Source organism: Agrobacterium sp. P15N1-A, from assembly GCF_044626815.1.
GTDB lineage: Bacteria > Pseudomonadota > Alphaproteobacteria > Rhizobiales > Rhizobiaceae > Agrobacterium > Agrobacterium leguminum.
Genome location: NZ_JBIUPF010000015.1, coordinates 1 through 20800 on the forward strand (window position 1 = coordinate 1; position 20800 = coordinate 20800).

Genomic DNA, 20800 nt, shown 5'->3' on the forward strand with positions numbered 1-20800 from the left:
GTTTCGTGATCCAGCACCATACGAATGGCGCGGTTGCGGACTTCAGGTGAAAACTTGTTCGTTGTCTTGCTCATATCGGCTCCACTTTCTCAGAAGTTGGAGCCTCCGGCAAATCCGGTGCGGTTCAATTGATGAAGTCGGCCTTTTTCGTGGAGAAAGTTTAGAAATGTGAACTCCGACTTGGGATCTGCGGTTGAGACAAGGTCTTTCAGGAACGAAATCTGCATAGTTGATTCCGGAAAAAGCAGACCTGGATGCCAAGAGAAATGCGGTCGTCTGTCGAGAAACAAATGCCGCTTAGCGGCATCAAAGTGGCCGGACATTTCTCGCAGTGCGATCGCTAGTGCGATGTTCGAAGGGCCAAATCCAATACCGATCGATGTGAAAATCTCGTCCATATATCCACGCCTCATAGCAAGCGACTCAGTGTCACAAAACTGTCATAAAACGCTCCGTTAAGATGTGAAAGATACCAATCAGCAACCTCAGGGCGAATAAGAAACCGTGAATTTTCGTTGCTCTCTCAAAAGTTGTGAGATTTACTTAAAGACAATCGCGAAGCACAACCGTAGGGCTGCTTTATCCCGCTTTGCGTCGACATCTCTTACTTCTTACCTGCAAGAAATTTTTTGACTTCGTCGGAGTTTGCAGATTGTTCGGGTTCGGCCAGTTAAGTGAGCACCGGCGTTCAAATGTTGCAGCAGACTACCCTGTGCCACCGGCTCTCCGGTGTCGATACGATCGATGATCCGTATAATTCATGCAACGTTCTCGCCTTACGGTAGCCAACATCGGAAAGTCCCCTCGCGGCCTTATATTGGCCGTTTCGCGGAAGACACGGCACTTCCGACGCTGAACATTATCAGCGTGTTAGCTTATATGGTTCTGATCCTTTCAAGGCGGAGTGGTCAGGAAAAGTAGTACAGCACGGCCGGATATGGGAATCTGCCTGGGAGACGTACCGGCACAACTCGAGATTAGGCCTGTTGGTTTCAAGTTTTTGCGGTGAAAGCGACCAAGCGGCAAAATGCTACTCAGCGCGGCAACAGTCCCCATCACCAAATATTCTGTTGTGTTACACTGTGTCGGCTCACGCCAATCTGTCTTCACAAGGGTTTGCGGCCTCGTGTTGAAGGCCTGACGGGCACAGTCTTTCCATACTCACCCCACCATGCCGCTAACGCCTGCATCGTGGGGCCAAGCCCACGCGCTTTTTCAGTCATCTCGTACTCGACCCGCGGCGGCACCTCGGCGAATATGGTTCGCGATATCAAGCCGTCTGCTTCCAGCTCTCTGAGTTGCGCAGTCAGCATGTGCTGGGTAATCCCGGGTATGGCCTTGCGAAGCTCTCCAAAGCGGTAGACCCGTTCGTTGAGCAGCCACATGATTTCAAGCTTCCATTTTCCAGAAAGCATGCTGAAGGCACGGCGCATCTCGTCTTGCATCGTCGGCGTTCTATCAGTCATGGTATATATTTCCATACTATGGTGTCTTAATTCATCCTACTTGCAAGAAACAATCTTAGACAACAATTTACAAAAGTGCATCAGCGGAGCGTAAAAAGCTCTTAATTCATCGTTTTTAAAAAAAGGCGCTGCCTAGCAGCGGGATGGTTTCTGCATGGTTTCAACATATATCTATTGGATCAGTACGGCACTGTTGACACTGCTCTACTTTGGCTCAGCCTTCATGTATCTGACGAGGCGGGATTTCGTTAGGAAGGCGCAAGTCGATCTTGGCTATTCCGCCTCTCACCTCGTTCCGTTCATGATCGTGGTCAAAATCCTCGGCCCATTGGCGCTCCTCTCGCGCATCAACGTGCCGCTGAGCGATCTGGCCTATGCCGGAATGTTCTATCACTTGCTGTTGTCGGGAATGGCACATCTGGGCGTTCGCAAACCTGCGGGTGCCATACCTGCGGTGATCGGGCTGGTATTGCTGTTCGCCTCTTTCCTCACTCAGAACGCCGTGCGCGCCGTCCCTTCAGCGTACCTGCAAGCTTTGGGTTTCTGACAACCACACCAAAAATCAAACTGAGAAATGGAGAAAATTATGGGTCGTCTTGATGGAAAAGTTGCCATTGTCACAGGTGCGGGCCGCGGCATAGGCCGGGCCACCGCCAAGTTGTTCGCAAACGAGGGCGCGAAGGTCGCGGTTGTCTCGATCACGCCAGCCAATGTCGAGGCAGTCGTTGCCGACATCGAAGCCGCAGGCGGGACCGCGATCGGCGTGCCGTGTGATCTCGGCGACGGGAACCAGATCACTGCAGCAGTCGATAAGGTTGTCGCCACTTGGGGCCGTATCGACATCTTGGTCAATAACGCCTTTGACCCTTCGGCAGTCATGTCATCTATCATCGACCTGTCTGTGGAACAGTTGCAGCGCAATTTCGACATGGGCCCTATTGCCTATCTTCGAACGATGCAGGCGTGCTACCCGCATCTAAAGGCCCATGGGCACGGCCGCGTCATCAATTTCGGTTCAGCTGCGGGCGTCGTCACGATCCTGCCCTATGGCCCCTATGGCATGGCCAAGGAAGCGGTGAGGGCACTGACCCGTACTGCCGCGAAGGAATGGGGCCCGGACAATATCACTGTCAACAATGTGCTGCCGGTTGCCGATACCTGGGGCGCGGCCGAGGCCAAGGCACCGCCACCGCCCAACGCTCTTTCGCGGTTCGGTTCACCTGAAGACGACATCGCGCCTGCCGTCCTGTTCCTTGCCAGCAGTGATGCGCAGTTCATCACCGGTTACAGTCTCGCTCCCGATGGCGGCATGATCATCGACAGCGCACGATAGGTGCCTCGGTTCTTGCACAGCCAAATACAACATGCCTCGGCGCGCCGAACAAAGCGCCGCGGTTACAAAACACTTCAATCAACAATCCTGAAGGACCGCTCTCATGGAACTCCACGCCATTACGTTCGACTGCGAAAATCGAAAGCACTGACCGCTTGGTGGTCACAGGTTGTGGACGTTCCGATCGGCGGCGACTACGGCGACAATGTCATGCTGTTGCCTACGGGATCGACACCGTTGATCCTGTTTTAGAAGATTGCGGACCTGCCCACGCAGCGCAGCCGTGTCCATGCCGACTTTTCGACCTGGATCTCGATGGTGAGACGGATCGACTGGTTGCCCTCGGGGCAAAGGTTGTTGAGAAGTTCGAGCTTCCGCCGGTTTGCTACACTGCGATGACCGATCCGGTTGGCCACAGGTTCGAATCTCATAAAGAGCTAAACGAGAGGGTCGGCTCGGACGGAGACTGTCATCACTATCCGAGCCGAGTATCTCATTCGATCTTACGCAGCTTCCCACACCTGATTGAGGATTTTGGCAGCTAGGGCCGCCTTGTCTTGCGGCAGGAAGCGCCCGTAGTGCTGTTGCACGACATCGGGCGTATCCTGAATGGCATAGCTTGCCTGCTCGTAGGATCCGGTCTGCTTCAGAATATGCGTCGCAAGAATGTCCCGCAGGTTATGCGGTCCATGCGGCAGCAGGCCCTTGATCGCACCGCGCCCGGTATAAGGATTATAAATGCCATAGCGTTGAATTACTGTCCGCCAGGCCTCGTAGAATGTGGTCGAATTGTAAGCAGCATCGATGCTAGTGGTCTTCACCGTCTTGACGAATAGCGTTTGGGGATCTTTGGCACCGCCGAGCAGAACTCCACGATGCCTGTCGATGTACGCGTCGAGGTATTTGTAGAGATCGAGAAGGTCAGGCAAAATCAACCGGAATGGCTTCTGCCCGAAGAAGGAGGAGCCAGAGTTTTTGAATGCGACCGATGGGATAAGAACCTCCCACCCATGGTCGCGGTCGCTCCAGCGCAACTCACCGCATTTCATATCCGCCAGCCGGCGTTCTGACGTCGGATAGTGTCCACGGGGGCAGACACGAAGTTGGCGAAGGTTCTTTTGCCTGAGCCCAAGATGCAGGCCCAGGCGAAGCAATAGGAATGATCTAACTGCTTCGGCGGCCGGTCGTGGATATCTGTTCTCATCCGGCATGCGTTCAAGAATCTCATCGGTGATCTTACGATATTCCGCCAGCGGACTGTCCGCTTCAAGGACGCACATGATTGGTTCAAATGGGTCGCGATGCACGCGCATCACTCGCTGGATCTCCTTGGAACGGTTCGCGGCATGTCGGTGAAACGCGTCACACGCGCCATGCCAGTCGCGAGCCGCGAAGTCGATTTCTTCCTGCTCAATCAAGCCCGCGATGGGCCTGACATTCCGAAGCAGCTCCGGGTGCTGCCGTATCCAGCCGACGTCTGCACGAGTAAGAGCCTGGGCGACCATCAGCATGTCTTCTTCCCATTTTGTATAGAAACCGCGTCGCTGTTCCCGCCACTGCAGATACCAGTCCCAAACACCGGGGAAGACGAGAAGGCCGAAGCTCAACTTGCTGACTGGTAGACCAAAACCCTTCACCACGCCGTTTGGCGAGGCAGCAAGCGCACCAAACATCAAGCCGAGGTGCTCAATCTTCTGGGAGGCCGTTTCCTCACCCCAGACGCCATTTCGCTGGAAACCAATCGCCGTCAGTGTCGAGGTTTTGAAGCGGATAAGGTCTGCCATTTCCATGGCAAGCCTTGGCGGCGCGTCTACGACGCCAGAGAGCAGATCAGGATCATCAATTTCTGCGGCAACGTTCTGATTGGCGCCGGCCGCCGAGGCCAATGATCGAGAGGGAAGAAAGCTGCTGCCATAGGTGACGCCGGGAAAGCGGATGGCGTATCGCTGCTTGCTGGCCGCCGCCTGATAGCGGCGATATTCCGTAGAGCCGGAAATGATCACCCGGCGCACCCAGTCGAGGATCTCCTCGCGCTTGGTAAAGGGCAGGCTGTTGAAGTCCTCGGGCAGGTGCAATGAAATTCGTCGACGCTCGGCTGGGCTGATATCGCCGAGATCATGACCATAAAGCGAGCGCGCCTGGTGCGGCAGCTTGTCCTTAAAATATCCTTCTTGCAACCGATAGCGCCGCTCAATGCGGCGCAGGATATTAAAGCTGGCAACGGAGCGGGGCACGCGCTCCCCCTGCATCCAGGATAGCAGCGTCTTGTTATCGAATGTCTCATCCAGATGAACAACGGCGCGGTACAGCTGCCAATATGTGTCGCCGAACCGACGCATATGGTAGACCAATGCGTCCTGAAAGCTCGCCGGATCTTCTGTCGCTTCAAATAGTGCTTCTGGGAAAGGGCTTATCGGTTTTGGTGCAGGGCCGCGCGATGTTGACGCAGAGCGGGCAAAGGTGCCGTCGGTCGCCGCGCATTGCGGCTTTCTGGTCGAGGATGCGGAAGCTGCCTTCCTGGCGGGCGCCATTTTGCCCGAGCTAACTGTCGACTTTGGCGGTCGTCGTTCTTCGGCCACTGGTGGTGCGCCCAGCCAGCGGATGATTGCATCCAGGCCTGGCCGGAGCTGCTTTTTCAGTTCTGCCGTCAACTCGGCTTCGATCCCGCAGGCCTGACTGATCATCGTCCAGTCGATACGGCCATTCAGAAGCGGGGGCGATTTCCGATAGATGATCAAACTGGTCAGATAAGGCCGTATATTCTCCAACACCCGCCTGGATGTGATCGGCGCGATACGCAGTTCGCAGAACTGGGATATTTTTTGCTGAAAATGTCGTGATGAAAGGTCGTGTTTGGTCATGCTCATTCCGTTTCTCTCGGCACCAGTGCCGAGGGCGAGCGGGAATAGGGGGCGCTCGTTAACAAAATATGTTTAGGGCAAGAGGTTATCTGTCGATCGCTACGTCTTGAATGGAGAGCCGCAGCTTGTGGTGCTGAGCGATAGATGGACTTGCAATAGCTCATATATGGCAATAATTATGAGTTATAGAGAGAGGCGCTATAACTCATGAAATGGAACTGGCAAAACACTGATTGGCCAAACTTCAGATACGACACCGCAAGCCTGGTACCGTTGGAGCAGAAATTCCTGCAGTCCGCTGGCGAGGTGATAGGTGCTGTCCGGCATTTCAATGAGGACGATAGCAACCAACTGCGCATTGAGTTGCTGAGCGACGAAGCGGTCAAGACCTCAGAGATTGAGGGTGAATATCTCGACCGCGTGAGCGTCCAGTCGTCACTCCGCCGACAGTTCGGGCTAAACACTGATGACAGACAGATCCGCCCCCAAGAGCGGGGGATCGCCGAGATGATGGCGGATGTCTATCGAAGCTGGCATGGGCCGCTGCGTCATGAGGGACTGTTCCACTGGCATTCAATGCTGATGGCGGGAAACCGATATATTGAAACAGTTGGTGCTTACCGCACGCATGAAGACGCCATGCAGATCGTGTCGGGTCGATTGGACAAGCCCACCATCCACTTCGAGGCTCCCCCGTCTCGCCGGGTTGCCGCTGAGATGGAGACCTTTATCGCATGGTTCAATCAATCCGGGCCAGATGGCCAAACGTCGCTTCAAGCTTTGACGCGCGCCGCAGTAGGCCATCTTTACTTTGAAAGCATACATCCATTTGAGGATGGCAACGGCCGAATTGGGCGCGCGCTCGCTGAGAAATCCCTGGCGCAAAACATAGGGCAACCAAGTCTCATTTCACTCGCCTTCACAATCGAGAAGCGCCGGAAGGCCTACTACTCCGAGCTTGAGCGGCACCAGCGCACGCTTGATATCACCGACTGGATCATTTTCTTTTCAGAAACTATCCTGGATGCTCAACGGGCGACGCTTGAGCGCATAGATTTCTTCATTCAGAAAGCAAAGTTCTATGATCGTTTTCGAGGCCAGTTGAACGAGCGGCAGGAAAAGGTAGTCGCGCGCATTTTCAAGGAAGGCACGGCAGGCTTCAAGGGGGGGCTAAGCGCCGAAAACTACATTTCGATCACAGACACATCCCGCGCGACAGCAACACGCGACCTTCAGCAGCTCGTGGAGATCGGCGCACTGACGCGTACGGGCGAACGTCGGCATACCCGGTACTCGCTGTCATTGCAGAAATAAATTGCTGCCAGTCAATGAACTCCAACAACGTCATTGTACCTCGATCTACATATTCCGACGCACGGGATGGGTTTACGCCTCAGTTGCCCCTCGGTTCAACAGAGACTGTTGCGGTCCTCCCCGCAATCAGGCTGACCGACTTCGGAACGTCGTCGATCTCAATCCGCACCGGAATCCTCTGGGCCAGACGAACCCATGAAAATGTCGGAGCAACGCTAGCGAGCGAGCCTGCAGAATCGCTTCGCTCGCGATCCTCAATCCCGGCGGCAACACCTGCGACATGGCCGATAATCGGTTGCTGTTCTCCCATGATCTCGATCTTCACGCGATCTCCGACGTGGATCCGCGGGAGTTTCGTTTCTTCAAAGTACCCCGCAACGTAGATGGCGTCACTTTCTATTAGCACCCCGACCGCATTTCCGGCAGAGACATAGGTGCCCCGACGTAAAGGGAAGTTCGTGATTTTGCCTGAGACTGGCGCTTTCACGGTTGTCCGATCAAGGTTCAGCTTCGCCAGATCAAGGGCGACGAGTGCCGATTGGTAAGTGGCGTCTGCCTGGTACCGCAGGCTTTCTGCGTGCTGCCGCTCCTTGAGGCTGGCGGCTTCTTTAGAGGCGAGCAGTTGATATCGTTCGAATTCGATCTTCGCCAGATCCGCTGCGGCCTTACTGCTCCGCGCTTGGGCCTCTGCCTGGCGCAGCGAGAGTTCGAAACGGTCTGCTTCGATCCGAAACAGGGGCATCCCTTTTTCGACTTGCGCGTTGTCGGATACCAAAACCTCCGTGACGGGTCCCGACACATCTGGGGCCAGACGAACGATATCTGCCCGGATGTGAGCGTCGCGTGTCCACGGCGCTTCCATGTAGAAAGACCACAGGTGCCAGCTTAGAACCGCTGCGCAGCATACCATGGATAAGGTCAACAGGGCTCTGCCCAAGGTGATGGTGAAATTTGTCATGTCTGCAACCAGTTGAGAACAGCGGAAAGCACGCCAAGGAGGGTGATATAAAGCGCGAGGTTGAACAGCGAGCGATGCCACACCGCTGAATAAAGCCCCAGCCTGCCGAACACCGGTATGAGTATCCGGAGTAGACCGTATGCACACATCGCGAGCGCGGATAACCAAGGCAGGAAGACACCATAGAGGTCGAATTGTCCGGTCACCTGGCATTCCTATTCGATGGAGGCGTTGTCGAAACCGGAGGATCCGTCTCCGGTGAAAGGCACAGACGAAGGGCGGCCGCGTGCACCATAAGTTCCGTGTCGGCGTCCGTTACACAGAGGTCCGCGCTCGAAAGAATAAAGGCGTCCAGCATACCAATCGCGCGCTCCATGGTCTCGCCACGCTTGGCGGGCGTAATCCGATACAAGAGCTCCAATGCTGAGAAGATAACTTCGGCCCGGACACAAACAGGTATCGAGGCTTCATCCGAGCGCACCTGCATTGCCGTTATGTGAAGCCCCGCGCGCAGGTCCCTCATCAGGTCGGCATCGGAGGTGTCGGAGGTGGCAGGTAATTTCGCCGCCCTGACCGCAAACATGCCTGCCACGTCGATGACATGATGGCGCGTGACATGCGCGTCGGCATGCTGGCCCGCCGCGATCCCGGCAACATGCGCCTGTGTCACTGAGAAAAGCCTCCTGGCATTCGTCTCTGCTCTCACAGATCGGAAGATGCCGCACACCACGATCGCCCAGACCATCCCAAGAACAGTCGCGGTACCCGAGTTTGCAAACACTATGAAGTCGCTGCTCTGGTGTGCCTGAAGAGTAAGAAGAAGTGGAAAGTTTATACAAAGGCCCATGCCGACGATCGCAAGCGAAGGCACGGCAAGGCAAATCCCTGCAGGTATCAGGAATAGGCCTAGTGCAGCGACAAGCGGCACAGAACCATCGATCAGCGGAAGGATCGCGAAGGCATAGACGGACGCAGCGATGACCGACCCGATGGTGACGTACACGAATTTGCGCATGGCTGGCACCGGATCGTCCATCGTCGCCAGAAGGCAGCAAAGTACGCCTGAAATCTGGGCAAATGCCATGCCATCGGGCCACGTGCTGGCGATCCAGAAGGTGATTGATGTGGTGAGGCAGATCGCAACCGTCAGTGCCGAAAGCAACGCCATGGCGATGTCAGCGTGCTGGACTGGGATGTTTTCCCGAGACGCGAAGCGACCAACTGCCCTCGCTGCATTCTCTTCCTTCAAAGCGTCTCGAAGCGACTGATAATCACGAGAAACTTGAGCAATATTCCGCAAGTTCCGCGAAACATTGGCAAGAAGAAGCACTTCCCATGATCGAGGCGCTTCGAAAGAGGCTAGCGCATCGGTTTTGATCCCGAAGAATTCCGGTGAGCTTAACGATGTTGATCCGATCGCCGTAATCATCGACATGGCCTGCTCCGTGCCCGGAGTATCGAGCCTGGCCAATGCCCTTCGCTGATCCTCGAGTTCGCTCAACAACGGAAGAATGGTGACCATACGGTGCTGCAGTGACCTCACAAGCGAAACGGCAGATCGATATCTCGATCCGTCATATCGAAGGTGGACTGTGAACGACCGCAGGTCCGCCGCTTCTGCCGCCAAGGCGTATCGTTCCGCTCTGTTTCGGGCTTGATCCGGCTTGGCGGTTGCAGTTGCCGCAAGGAGCGCCTGCGCCCTTGCCATCCAAGCATCGATCCGCCCGAGCAGTGCAGTGCCGACATGGACTGGAAAAACAGCGTGGCTCACGATCGAGGCACACAGGATCGCAAGTCCGATCTCCTCGATCCGCGCAACGACAGTGTCAAACGTGCTTGCCGGCGCCGTGACAAGTGGCAATCCTGCGAGAAGCACGGTGTATCCGGCCAGCAGGGAAACATAGCTGCGGGGTGTGCGATCAAGAAGGCTGATGAACGTGCATCCCGACACCCACAAGATAATCGCTGCGGAAAGCAGTGCCGGTGAGTTTACGAGATTTGGGACCGTGATGATGGTCGCGCCGCCCCCGATCAGCGTTCCTAGCAGTCGATAGAACGATTTTGATGAGATGGCGCCCGAGAGGGGATGAGCAACGATGTAGACGGTTGAAACGGCCCAAAACGGTCGCGGCAGATCGAACCTTATTGCGAGGTAATAAGCAAGCATTGCCGCCAGGAATGTCTTCAATGAAAAGATCACGTTCCCGGGGGTAACAAAGGTTCGAACGCTCATAAGTCATCCACCGCGTGAGCGTCGACCTGCGTCGCGCCTCTGTCACCCATGGAGGTGGTCAGTCTGTAGAGTTCAGGCGAGACGTAGCAAAAAAACGGCGTCGCTAAGCATGCATGCATATAAGCATCAGACAGATCAGCGCTTGAAACGACCGACGGTGTCCGTGATCGGCGGACAAACCCAGCGTAAACTCTCTCAAGGAAGGCTTTCACGGCCATTCGCGCGATAGCTATGCGGCTGGCTCTGCGCCCCATGCTGTCTGGAGGCATGATGCAATGTTTGGAATCGCATGTCTGAGGCAATCGAATTTCTGTCTGAAAGACATCAGACCAGTATCCAGGCTCATGATGTTGCACTGACATCGTCATTCTCCGAATTATCCGGGATGACTCTATCGACAAAGCCTGTTGATGAATTTAGATATCCTCTCAAATGATGACTAAATTCCCTCATCCGCCCTTATCCCTTTCTGCAGCCTTGGGCGACCACGACCTAGAAAAGTCCGCGGCGCGAGTGCACGCTGTGAGGATCGACGTATCCCAGAACGAACGGGAGGCACCTGAACACCGCCACCAAAAAGGGCAGCTTGTCATGGCCTCACGGGGCGGCGTGACATGTCGCGTTCCAAGCGGGATGTGGATGGTGCCGCCCCATTGCGGCGTCTGGGTTCCCGGCGGCATGCCGCATAGCAACGTGGCAACCGCCAACGCCCGTTTGTTTTTTCTGTTCATCGAGCCGGACGCCGCCGATCTGCCGGACCGGTGCTGCACACTGTCTCTATCCCCGCTCATCCGGGAACTTATCATTGAGATGGCTAATCAGCCCGCAGTAGTGACCGCAGATTCAGAACTCATGGCAACACTGCTTCTGTCGGCATTGCCGCGGATGCCGATAGAGCATCTTCATCTGCCGCTTACAGATGAGCCCCGGCTTGTTCGGATTGCATCGGAGTTGGCCGATCATCCTGCCGATCGCAGTACGATGGCGCTATGGGCAAGGCGGGTTGGGATGAGTGAGAATTCGCTCGCACGTCTCGTCCAGCACCAGACCGGCCTCACATTCGGTCGTTGGCGACAGCAGCTGCAATTGATCGTCGCAATCCGCAGCCTTGCGGCCGGGTCGACAGTTCAGCAGGTTTCGGGCGACCTTGGATATGAGTCCGTGTCTGCATTTATCACCATGTTCAAGAAAGCGCTTGGCACATCGCCAGCCAGATATTTAGGTAACTTCGAGCGATAGCATTGTGAAATTCAGCTATCACCCGAGAGGAGATAAAGCATGTTCACCCACGTCATGATCGGCGGTAACGACCTGGAACGATCCAGAAAATTTTACGATGCAACCTTTGTTGCCCTGGGGGGCAAGCCCGGCGAGATGGATGCGAGAGGTCGACTGATCTACGCGCATGAAGGAGGGCGATTGATGATAACGAAACCGATCGACGGGAAACCGGCGACCGCTGCCAATGGCGGAACGATCGGTATTGCAGCGATGACCCCCGACCATGTCGTGGCATGGCATGCCGCTGGTGTGGCGCATGGCGGCATGGCAATCGAGAGCCCGCCCACGGAACGACCGAACGGCGCGTTCGTCGCATATCTTCGCGACCCCGACGGAAACAAACTTTCCGCGCGGACGCATCAGCTGAAATGAGATAGCTGTGCGTCGCACTTACTGATCAAGGACTGGAAGGTGAGCGGGCGTGTAGCGTCGGTCTGGATCGCCTCTAAAAATACGGGATCGGAGGTTTTGCATTCCCAGCCTGAATAATAGAGAGAATACATACAGTCAGCATATCGTCGGTATGTAGCTTCCCAAACCTGATTGATGATTTTGGCGGCTATGCGACTTTGTCTTGCGGCAGGAACAGATCATAGAGCTGCTACACGACGTCAGGCGTATCTTGAATGGCATAGCAACCGACCCGGGATTCACCACAAAGCGCCGCAGGAGGGGACGTAAGTCCCAACCGGTAGTTGATTTAGGCGCCCTGTCTAGAAGATCTATCGGGGAACTCCCACTCCCGATCATCCGTTTATAATGATCCGCGATCTCGCTCCGGTGATACGAGACCTTTGGTTTCTCCAGCCGATGAAGTGGAACTGATCATGCCAGGCACCAGTCAATTTGAACTTTCACGCCGGAATTTACTTATCTCTTCTGCCGCCACCGTCGCTGCCACCACTGTCACCAGGGCAGCGGCAGCCCAGTCCGCAGGAGAAACCATGAATCACATGTCAAGCGTATCGCTGAAGGTAAACGGGCAAATCCGCGATCTAGACGTTGATAATCGGACGACGCTTCTCGACGCTCTCCGTGAGCATCTTCACCTGACCGGCACGAAGAAGGGGTGCGATCACGGTCAGTGTGGGGCGTGCACGGTGATGGTCGGTGGACGCCGCATCAACTCGTGTCTTTCGCTGGCCGTGATGCACGACGGCGACGAAGTGAGGACGATTGAGGGACTTGGACAGCCCGGCAATCTGCACGCGATGCAGGCCGCGTTCGTCAAGTATGACGGCTTCCAGTGTGGCTACTGTACGCCAGGGCAAATCTGTTCCTCCGTGGCGGTTCTTGAGGAGATCGAGGCGAACATCCCGAGCCACGTCACTAGCGATCTCAATGCGCAGACCTCGATCAGCGAGGCGGAAATTCGCGAGCGGATGAGCGGCAACATCTGTCGCTGCGGTGCCTATTCCAACATCGTCGAGGCCATCGTCGAAGTCGCGGGGACAAAAGCATGAAAGCCTTCACCTACGAAAAGGCCTCATCTATTGAGGCTGCAACCAAGGCGGCCGCCTCGAACTCCGAGGCAAAGTTTATTGCCGGTGGCACCAATCTTCTAGACCTGATGAAGCTCGAGATCGAGACGCCGTCACATCTGATCGACGTGAATGGTCTCGGGCTCGACACGATAGAAAAGACGTCTGAGGGTGGACTGCGCATTGGAGCGCTGGTTCGCAACACCGACCTTGCCGCCGACCTAACCGTCAGGCGCGACTATGGGCTCCTGTCACGCGCCTTGCTCGCTGGCGCTTCGGGCCAGCTTCGCAACAAGGCGACGACCGCAGGTAACCTCTTGCAGCGCACGCGCTGTCCATATTTCTATGACACCGCACAGCCCTGCAACAAGCGCTCGCCGGGAAGTGGCTGTTCCGCCATCGGCGGCTTCAGTCGCCAGCACGCCGTGGTGGGGGTGAGCGACGCCTGTATCGCAACGCATCCGAGCGACATGGCGATCGCCATGCGCGCACTCGATGCGGTCGTCGAGACCGTAAAGCCGGATGGCAGCCGCCGAACAATCCAGATCGCCGACTTCTATCGCTTGCCCGGCGATACGCCCGAAATCGAAACGGTCCTGGAGAAGGGCGAATTCATTACCGCAGTGGTGCTACCGCCGGCGATCGGAGGAAAGCATATCTATCGCAAGGTCCGCGACCGAGCTTCCTACGCGTTCGCGCTGGTCTCTGTCGGTGCAGTCATTCAGCCGGACGGCACGGGGCGGGTGGCAGTTGGTGGCGTCGCTCACAAGCCGTGGCGCCTCGAAGCTGCGGACGCAGAACTCTCCAAGGGAGTAGAGGTCGCAGCGAAGGCTCTCCTCGCCGACGCTCATCCTACCGAGCAGAACAAGTTCAAGATCGATCTCGTTGAGCGCACACTCGGCGCCGTGATCGCCGAAGCGAGAGGATGATCGCCATGAAGTTCGATACACCAGCAACCACCAATCCGATCGACCAGCTGAAGATGGTCGGCCAGCCTGTCCACCGCATCGACGGCGAGCTCAAGACGACTGGGCGGGCGATGTACGCCTATGAGTGGCATGATCCGAACATGCCTTACGCCTACGGTTACCCCGTGGGATCGACCATCGCCAGGGGCCGCATCATCTCGATGAATGTCGATGCTGCCAAACGCGCGCCGGGCGTGCTTGCCGTGGTAACGACGCTTGACATCGGCAAACGCGAAAAGGGCAAGTTCAATACCGCGAAACTCTTCGGTGGCGATGAGATCCAGCACTACCACCAGGCAATCGCTGTCATCATCGCCGAGACGTTTGAACAGGCCCGAGCAGCAGCATGTCTCGTGAAGGTCGATTACACGGAAGAGCAGGGTACGTATGATCTCGCCGAGGCGAGGGATTCGGCGGTCAAGCCGAAAGACGCAGGCGGTGCTCCACCAGATACCGCCGTTGGAGATTTCGAAGGTGCGTTCAAGTCCGCCGAAGTGACGCTGGACGAGACCTACACGACCCCGGATCAGTCGCATTCGATGATGGAGCCGCATGCATCCATAGCTGCGTGGGACGGTGATGAGCTGACGGTTTGGACGTCCAGCCAGATGATCGACTGGTGGCGGGCCGACCTCGCAACAACGCTTGGTGTCGACAAGGAAAAAATCCACCTCATGTCGCCGTTCATCGGCGGCGGCTTCGGCGGCAAGCTGTTCCTGCGCGTCGACGCGGTTCTGGCCGCGTTCGGTGCGAAGGCAGCAAGGCGGCCCGTAAAGGTCGCGCTGCCGAGGCCGTTCCTCGTCAACAACACGACGCATCGTCCAGCGACGATCCAGCGCATCCGCATCGGCGCGGGCCGCGATGGAAAAATAACCGCAATCGCCCATGAAAGCTGGTCGGGCGACCAGCCCGATGGCCAGCTGGAAACGGCTGCCATGCAGACGCGGCTTCTTTATGCGGGCGAGAACCGCATGACGGCGATGCGGCTGGCGACGCTGCACCTTCCCGAGGGCAACGCCATGCGCGCGCCCGGCGAGGCGCCGGGACTGATGGCGCTCGAGATCGCCATCGACGAAATGGCCGAAAAGCTCGGCATCGATCCAGTGCAGTTCCGTATCCTCAACGACACGCAGGTGGATCCGGAGAAGCCAGAGCGCCCGTTTTCGCATCGCGATTTCGTCGGTTGTCTCAAGCTTGGAGCGGAACGTTTCGGCTGGCCTGGACGAGCCCGTCCTGGTTCTCGTCGCGAAGGCAACTGGATGATCGGTTTCGGTGTCGCGGCCGCATTCCGCAACAACCTCCTGGTCCCATCGGGCGCACGCGTCCGTCTGGACAGGGAAGGGGTCGTCACCGTCGAGACCGACATGACCGATATCGGAACCGGCAGTTACACGATCATCGCCCAGACCGCTGCGGAAATGATGGGGCTACCGATCGGCAAGGTCGCGGTGCAGCTAGGCGATTCTCGCTTTCCCGTATCCGCAGGCTCTGGCGGACAGTTCGGCGCGAACTGTTCGACCTCTGGCGTCTATGCAGCCTGTGTCAAGCTTCGGGACACTATTGTCCAGAAACTCGGGTTCAATGAACAGGACGTCGTCTTCGAGGGCGGTCGGGTCCTCTCCGGTTCGCGCTCGGTTTCTCTTGCCGAAGCGGCAGGCGCCGAAGGACTAGTGGCCGAGGACAAGGTCGAGTGGGAGAAGCTTTCGGACAGCCATCAGCAGTCGACCTTCGGAGCACATTTCGTGGAGGTGGGTGTCGATGCGGCTACGGGCGAGAGTCGAATCCGCCGCATGCTTGCGGTATGTGCCGCCGGCCGCATCCTTAATCCGATCACGGCGCGCAGCCAGGTGATTGGTGCGATGACGATGGGTGCTGGTCTGGCGTTGTCGGAGGAACTTGCGGTTGATACCCGTCGGGGGTTCTTCGTCAACCATGACTTGGCTGGCTACGAGGTCCCGGTGCATGCCGACATCCCGCACCAGGACGTCGTGTTTATGGATGAGACCGATCCGATTTCCTCGCCGATGAAGGCGAAGGGCATTGGCGAACTCGGACTATGCGGCGTCTCGGCAGCGATCGCGAACGCGATCCACAATGCGACGGGTATCCGCCTCCGGAACTATCCGATGACCTTGGACAAGCTGATCGGCGGCCTGCCTGACCTTGCGTAACCATGCTCGGCGTCAAGCTGGCTTTGACAGAATAAGGTCTATGAACGTGATGATGGATACGAAGGAAATGCCGGTTCTAAGGAGATCATCGACTAGCGACGATCCTTTGGACATCCTGGAGTTCGCCATCGCTTCTTTTCGGCAAGGCGGGGCAGCGCTCGCAACGCTCGTCGAAATCCGGGGAGGTGCCGCCCGCGCTCTTGGTTCGCACGTCGCCGTGGCGGCAAATGGTAGCTTCTGCGGCTATGTTTCCGGCGGATGCGTAGAAGCGGCGGTCGCCTCGGAAGCGATCCTGGCTATGGCTGAAGGCCGCGACCGGACCGTGGTCTATGGCGACGGCTCGCCGTTCTTCGATATCGTTCTTCCTTGCGGAGGCGGGATCACGGTTGCCATTCACGTGCTGCGCGACGTCAAGGCGCTGGAAGGTGTTATAAACGAAGTACGACATCGTCGGCCTGTCGCACTGCGGTATTGCCCGAACGGCCAGACAGTTGCCAGCATGGAACCACCTTCACGGGCGCGTTGGATGTGTGGACGGTTCGAGACAGTTTACCGCCCCAGGACCAGAATAGTGGTGTCTGGTCATGGCGCCGAGGCACTGGTGGTGGCAAGAATCGCGGAGGCGGCGGGACACGACGTGACAGTCTTGGGCAACGACGAAACATGCGATGGCCGTTATCCAGCGATCGACCCGTTCACGGCCATCGCGCTTCTGCACCACGATCTTGACGCGGAGGAGCGGATCCTGAGACGTGCACTGCGTTCGAAGGCTTTTTACATTGGCGCGCTTGGAAGCACGCGCACCCATCGGAAGCGCGTGGAGTGTCTGCGGCGCGCGGGGTTTTCGAAAGCTGAGATAGACCGCATCAAGGCGCCCATCGGATTGTTCGGACCGACCAGGGACACAACCTCGCTGGCGTTGTCAGTCCTTGCCGACGTTGCCGCTTCCAGGCTGACCACATATGCATAAATATGAGCGGTGTGACCAGATACGCGGACGTCCTACGATTGCCGTGCTCGTCCTTGCCGCAGGAAGATCGACCCGCACCGGTGGCTCGCACAAGCTGTTGGCGACATTCGAGGGCGTACCGCTCATTCGGAGATCAGTTCTAGCGGCGAGTGGGTCAGCCTGTGATAACGTGGTCGTAGTGACTGGACATCTGGATGACGAAATCCGTTCTGTGATCGAGGATATTCCGGCACATGTGGTTCACAATTCGGACTTCGAGTCAGGAATGGCAACGTCGATCATCGTCGGCCTGCGGGAAGCGATCCGTTTGCGGGCCGCCGGGGTTATGATCTGTTTGTCCGACATGCCCGATATCACGAGTGAGCATCTCGATCTCCTTGCCACCAAATTCCGACAACGTAATGGAAAACCAATCGTCCGGGCTGTAGCGGGCGGCGAACCTGGCCACCCGATAATCTTTCCTGATAGCACGTATCCGGAGCTAGTGAAGCTGGCTGGAGATGTCGGCGCGCGCGAGGTGGTTCGACGCCATTGGAGGTCGATAGTCGACGTCGAGATCGGACCAGCAGCCAGGACGGACCTCGATACGCTCGAGTCGTTGCGCGAAGGGGGCTGGTTGCCCGCCCAAGGTTGAAAAAAACGGGTGCGTCCAGTTCCTCTAGCGTTGGCTGGGATTCAAAGGCCGGGTGGGAGGGAAACGCCACCGGTATCATTCCGCTCAGGACTGCGGGTTCATGAGCGAGGGCTATTAGTCCTTGCCTAGCCGAGCATCCAATCTTGCGAAAAAAGAATGCCGGCCGGGATAATTCTCATTGAGACAGCCTGGCAAGCAGTACAATTTTTTTTGTTGCAAATCTTGAATCCGAAAATCGTCAAAACCAAATCGATTGCCGCCAGCCGCTGAAATAAGGGCTGGTATCGCAGGGAGCGCCGCTTTTGGCATTCCCGTACCATGTTGCTTCAAGGAGGATATGGCTATGGCAACATCTTACGACTTCGCACCGCTGTTCCGCTCGAGCGTCGGCTTCGACCGGGTGTTCCATCTGTTGGAAAATGCTCAGCGCGCTCGCTCAATCAGCGACTGGCCGCCATACGATATCGTCAAGACTGACGACGACACCTACCGGATCTCAATAGCGGTTGCCGGCTTCACCCAAGACGATCTCGACATCACCTTCCAGTCCAACCTGCTGACTGTAACCGGCCAGAAACAGGAGGTATCTGCCGTTGGTTACCTCCATCGCGGGATTGCTGGGCGTCCATTTGAACACAGGTTTGAACTTGCAGATCACGTCAGGGTGAACGGAGCGGACCTTAGAAACGGCCTCCTGTCGATCGAGCTTGTTCGAGAGATCCCGGAGGCGTTGAAGCCGCGGAAGATATTGATCCAGAGCACGCCTGCGTTGACGTCCGCCGTTCCGGCGCAGATCGAAGCACAGAAGGCCGCTTGATATCCAAGCTCGTCCAGTAAGCAAGGGTGCCATTGCGATGGCGCCCATCACCATTCCGGGTTGGGAAGGAGAGACCAATGAAACCCGATATGTTCAGAAAACCTGTCACTATCCTTGTCGGCTTAGGCTTTCCTGTGGAAGTACGCGGCATAATGGATGCCTACCGGCATCTTGTCGAATGGCCGACCTCGTTCAGAGACACGGCACACTCGATTGCCCTAAAGGCTTCTCAAGCGGCGCTTCGCGGAGAGATCGAAGCGGAGACCGCGCGCGGCCTGTTTGCCGCATTCGCCGCGAAGCATGATCTTCTGGCCCCGGAGTTGCCGGTAATTAGCGCTTCTGTCATGCATGGCGACAGCGGTCCCCATATAAAGTAAGGACCTGCCCACAGCAAGCGGCCTGCCACGAAACTATGGGTTCTCACGCTGCTCGAGCGATTCATAAATCGCATCCATGCCGACATGGATGATCTTGCGGACTGGCGTGTGGGCAACATCATTCCTGATGACAACGCAGTTGCCATGAGAACGAAGGGTGTTGATTGCCGCTGAGAACTGACCGGGCGTTGGAGTGAACCCCTCCGCCTGGACCAGGGAGGCACCTCAAACTAAGCCGCTTGCTGGGCGAGTTGAGTTTCAAATTCTGCTGGCGACCTATAGCCAAGGGCCGAGTGCAGCCGCTTGGCATTGTAGACTTCTTCGATGAAGCTGGGCAATCGCTCGGCGACGTCTGCGAAGGTTTCGTACTCGGCAGGATAAATGCCCTCTATTTTCAGAGTCTTCATAAAGCTCTTTGCCTGCGCATTGTGTTAAGGGCTGCCAACGGCACTCGAGGATCCCTGTAGGGCTGCCGCATCGAGCGCTCGTCGATAGATCTCACTTGCGTATCGGCATCCGCGGTCTATGTGGTGAATGCAGCCAGGCGGAGCTTTCTGTTCTCGATGGCCGAATGCAGTGCGGCAGCGTATCCGGCCCTGTCGACAGGCCATAGCCGACGACGTTCGACTGCAGGCGCCGAGAATGACGGCGAGATAGCAACAGCCGATGGCGGTGCGGATGTATGTGAAGTCGGCCACCCAGACCAGTTGAATATGCATGCAAGTGTTGGTCGGTAATGGTAGCGCTTTCTTTGTATTGAAAATGACATTTAACAAGTTTAACGACTCGCATGCGGAGTTGGGGACATACCCTCGGCTGATACGATTCCCGTCAGACCGGTCGCCATCTCCGCAAATTCAAAATCCAGTTGGACCCCGCAACCGGGATTTTCCGACTATGTGATATCCGGCCTGAGCCTACCAAAAATTGGTATTTGGTGATGCGTCGTTATCGAGATCACGGTCCACAATCTTGTAATTCCCTTTATGTATTTCAGGGAATTTCCTGGTCTGTGTCCTAATCCAACCGAAACACCGAGTAATGTCATCGGCTTCGAAAACCGGACTTTCCTCTCCAGCGCATTTTAATATTACGATGTACCGCAATCATCGCTCCATTATGAAATACTGAAATAAATAAATACGTGTATAGATTTTATTTGCAATTTCGCAACGAATGCCTTCGGTGCAGTAAATTTTACCCTATCTGAGTAGTTTAGAAACCTCCCGATGTACACTTTGAAGCGGCATTGCAGAATGGCCCGCTGCCGAGCATGGACCTCAGCAAAGATGGAATCCTCTCCCTCGCGAGTCGCCCCAACGGGGCGGCCCCCGACCGGCCGCAAGTTATGATGGTTGCGCCCTTCCGTAACCGGTGGACACGGCTATGCCAGAACGGACACCGCGCCAAACTCCAGGCGTGGCAGCCGCGCGAAATTCCCGGCCGGGTTGCCGTAGCCGACATTCACCATGAAGTTGACCTTGATCGCTGTGTCCGCGAAGAAGCCACCATCTTGGCTACGCTGTCGCGCGATATGTTGAAATGCTGCTGTCTGCCGCTGCGTCATCCCTTCGGAAGCAGCTAGGCGAACCCACAGATAAAGTTCCACGGTATAGATCCCCGTCCCTCCTGCGCTCATTGCAGAAAGAAAATAAATGGCCGGTTTTTACTCCGCTTGCGGACGGATTATTCCACCGCGACGGTGGCCGACTTTTTCACCGCCGAGGCTCACGTCACGCGAGCGTCATATCCAGCGTCTCGGGCGGCTCGAAGAGGGGCGGAGAGCTTATTCGAAGGCGCTTGCCACTGATCCCGCCTGCTACGAGGCCCGCCTGTTCAGCTTGGTGAGATCGATTCCGAACCAAGCAGCGCTTCCCGGGGCTCGGAACCTTCCGTGTGGCCAGCCAGTTTTTGTCGGTGAAGCTAGAGGAACTGA

General features: G+C 56.7%; 20 protein-coding genes and 1 pseudogene. 13 read left to right on the forward strand and 8 right to left on the reverse strand.

Annotated elements, in window-relative coordinates; translation table 11 throughout:
- Window positions 1-89: 89 nt before the first annotated feature.
- Window positions 90-398 carry a SidA/IucD/PvdA family monooxygenase gene (locus tag ACIK7D_RS27590; RefSeq protein ID WP_400158148.1) on the reverse strand — a complete coding sequence of 103 codons (309 nt, stop codon included), beginning with the start codon at window positions 396-398 and terminating at the stop codon, window positions 90-92.
- A 708-nt stretch (window positions 399-1106) separates the two neighbouring features.
- Window positions 1107-1481: a winged helix-turn-helix transcriptional regulator gene (locus ACIK7D_RS27595; protein ID WP_400158149.1), complete on the reverse strand. Its 375-nt coding sequence runs from the start codon at window positions 1479-1481 to the stop codon at window positions 1107-1109.
- Between the two features lie 139 nt (window positions 1482-1620).
- On the opposite strand from ACIK7D_RS27595, the gene ACIK7D_RS27600 reads away from it, so the two are divergent.
- The 3 genes from ACIK7D_RS27600 to ACIK7D_RS27610 all read left to right on the forward strand — a co-directional run bounded on the left by ACIK7D_RS27600 (window position 1621) and on the right by ACIK7D_RS27610 (window position 3344).
- A complete protein-coding gene (locus tag ACIK7D_RS27600; RefSeq protein WP_400158150.1) occupies window positions 1621-2013 on the forward strand; it encodes a DoxX family protein in 393 nt (130 codons plus the stop codon).
- 39 nt (window positions 2014-2052) lie between these two features.
- On the forward strand, window positions 2053-2799 hold the full coding sequence (locus ACIK7D_RS27605; RefSeq protein WP_400158151.1) for an SDR family NAD(P)-dependent oxidoreductase: 747 nt from the start codon (window positions 2053-2055) through the stop codon (window positions 2797-2799).
- 158 nt (window positions 2800-2957) lie between these two features.
- Window positions 2958-3344 (forward strand): VOC family protein, encoded by a 387-nt coding sequence (locus tag ACIK7D_RS27610; protein ID WP_400158164.1) that lies wholly within the window; start codon window positions 2958-2960, stop codon window positions 3342-3344.
- Here ACIK7D_RS27610 and ACIK7D_RS27615 read toward each other — a convergent pair.
- Window positions 3303-5666, reverse strand: a complete 2364-nt coding sequence (locus ACIK7D_RS27615) for a hypothetical protein (protein ID WP_400158152.1) — start codon at window positions 5664-5666, stop codon at window positions 3303-3305. The genes ACIK7D_RS27610 and ACIK7D_RS27615 overlap by 42 nt on opposite strands.
- A 201-nt stretch (window positions 5667-5867) precedes the next feature.
- Here ACIK7D_RS27615 and ACIK7D_RS27620 point away from each other — a divergent pair, with 201 nt between their 5' ends.
- Window positions 5868-6974: a Fic family protein gene (locus tag ACIK7D_RS27620; RefSeq protein WP_400158153.1), complete on the forward strand. Its 1107-nt coding sequence runs from the start codon at window positions 5868-5870 to the stop codon at window positions 6972-6974.
- 79 nt (window positions 6975-7053) lie between these two features.
- On the opposite strand, the gene ACIK7D_RS27625 is transcribed toward ACIK7D_RS27620, so the two are convergent.
- From ACIK7D_RS27625 to ACIK7D_RS27635, 3 genes are read right to left on the reverse strand one after another with little or no spacing between them, the layout of a single operon-like run.
- Entirely contained in the window at window positions 7054-7932 is an 879-nt protein-coding gene (locus ACIK7D_RS27625; protein ID WP_400158154.1) for an efflux RND transporter periplasmic adaptor subunit, read from the reverse strand.
- Window positions 7929-8138 (reverse strand): DUF1656 domain-containing protein, encoded by a 210-nt coding sequence (locus ACIK7D_RS27630; protein ID WP_127758441.1) that lies wholly within the window; start codon window positions 8136-8138, stop codon window positions 7929-7931. Before ACIK7D_RS27630 ends, ACIK7D_RS27625 begins: the two co-directional genes overlap by 4 nt.
- Window positions 8135-10165, reverse strand: coding sequence for an FUSC family protein (locus ACIK7D_RS27635; RefSeq protein WP_400158155.1), 2031 nt, complete (start codon window positions 10163-10165; stop codon window positions 8135-8137). The genes ACIK7D_RS27630 and ACIK7D_RS27635 overlap by 4 nt, the downstream gene beginning before the upstream one ends.
- 432 nt (window positions 10166-10597) lie before the next feature.
- Between ACIK7D_RS27635 and ACIK7D_RS27640 the strand changes: the two genes are divergently transcribed.
- The 9 genes from ACIK7D_RS27640 to ACIK7D_RS27680 all read left to right on the forward strand — a co-directional run bounded on the left by ACIK7D_RS27640 (window position 10598) and on the right by ACIK7D_RS27680 (window position 18864).
- Window positions 10598-11404, forward strand: a complete 807-nt coding sequence (locus tag ACIK7D_RS27640) for an AraC family transcriptional regulator (RefSeq protein ID WP_400158156.1) — start codon at window positions 10598-10600, stop codon at window positions 11402-11404.
- Window positions 11405-11443: 39 nt separating this feature from the next.
- Entirely contained in the window at window positions 11444-11818 is a 375-nt protein-coding gene (locus ACIK7D_RS27645; RefSeq protein WP_400158157.1) for a VOC family protein, read from the forward strand.
- 443 nt (window positions 11819-12261) lie between these two features.
- The gene (paoA, locus tag ACIK7D_RS27650) at window positions 12262-12909 is read left to right on the forward strand and encodes an aldehyde dehydrogenase iron-sulfur subunit PaoA (protein ID WP_400158165.1); all 648 of its coding nucleotides are present in this window, start codon (window positions 12262-12264) and stop codon (window positions 12907-12909) included.
- Window positions 12906-13856, forward strand: a complete 951-nt coding sequence (locus tag ACIK7D_RS27655; RefSeq protein ID WP_400158158.1) for an FAD binding domain-containing protein — start codon at window positions 12906-12908, stop codon at window positions 13854-13856. The genes paoA and ACIK7D_RS27655 overlap by 4 nt, the downstream gene beginning before the upstream one ends.
- A 5-nt stretch (window positions 13857-13861) precedes the next feature.
- On the forward strand, window positions 13862-16066 hold the full coding sequence (gene paoC, locus ACIK7D_RS27660; RefSeq protein WP_400158166.1) for an aldehyde oxidoreductase molybdenum-binding subunit PaoC: 2205 nt from the start codon (window positions 13862-13864) through the stop codon (window positions 16064-16066).
- A gap of 40 nt (window positions 16067-16106) precedes the next feature.
- Window positions 16107-17036, forward strand: coding sequence for an XdhC family protein (locus ACIK7D_RS27665; protein ID WP_400158159.1), 930 nt, complete (start codon window positions 16107-16109; stop codon window positions 17034-17036).
- Window positions 17029-17670, forward strand: a complete 642-nt coding sequence (locus tag ACIK7D_RS27670) for an NTP transferase domain-containing protein (RefSeq protein WP_400158160.1) — start codon at window positions 17029-17031, stop codon at window positions 17668-17670. Before ACIK7D_RS27665 ends, ACIK7D_RS27670 begins: the two co-directional genes overlap by 8 nt.
- 343 nt (window positions 17671-18013) lie before the next feature.
- Window positions 18014-18487: an Hsp20 family protein gene (locus ACIK7D_RS27675; RefSeq protein ID WP_400158161.1), complete on the forward strand. Its 474-nt coding sequence runs from the start codon at window positions 18014-18016 to the stop codon at window positions 18485-18487.
- A 77-nt stretch (window positions 18488-18564) separates the two neighbouring features.
- Window positions 18565-18864, forward strand: coding sequence for a DUF982 domain-containing protein (locus ACIK7D_RS27680; protein ID WP_400158162.1), 300 nt, complete (start codon window positions 18565-18567; stop codon window positions 18862-18864).
- Window positions 18865-19094: 230 nt separating this feature from the next.
- On the opposite strand, the pseudogene ACIK7D_RS27685 reads toward ACIK7D_RS27680, so the two are convergent.
- Window positions 19095-19283: pseudogene (locus tag ACIK7D_RS27685) on the reverse strand (IS3 family transposase); the annotation flags it as partial.
- Between the two features lie 965 nt (window positions 19284-20248).
- Window positions 20249-20473 carry a hypothetical protein gene (locus ACIK7D_RS27690; protein WP_400158163.1) on the reverse strand — a complete coding sequence of 75 codons (225 nt, stop codon included), beginning with the start codon at window positions 20471-20473 and terminating at the stop codon, window positions 20249-20251.
- Between the last annotated feature and the right edge of the window lie 327 nt (window positions 20474-20800).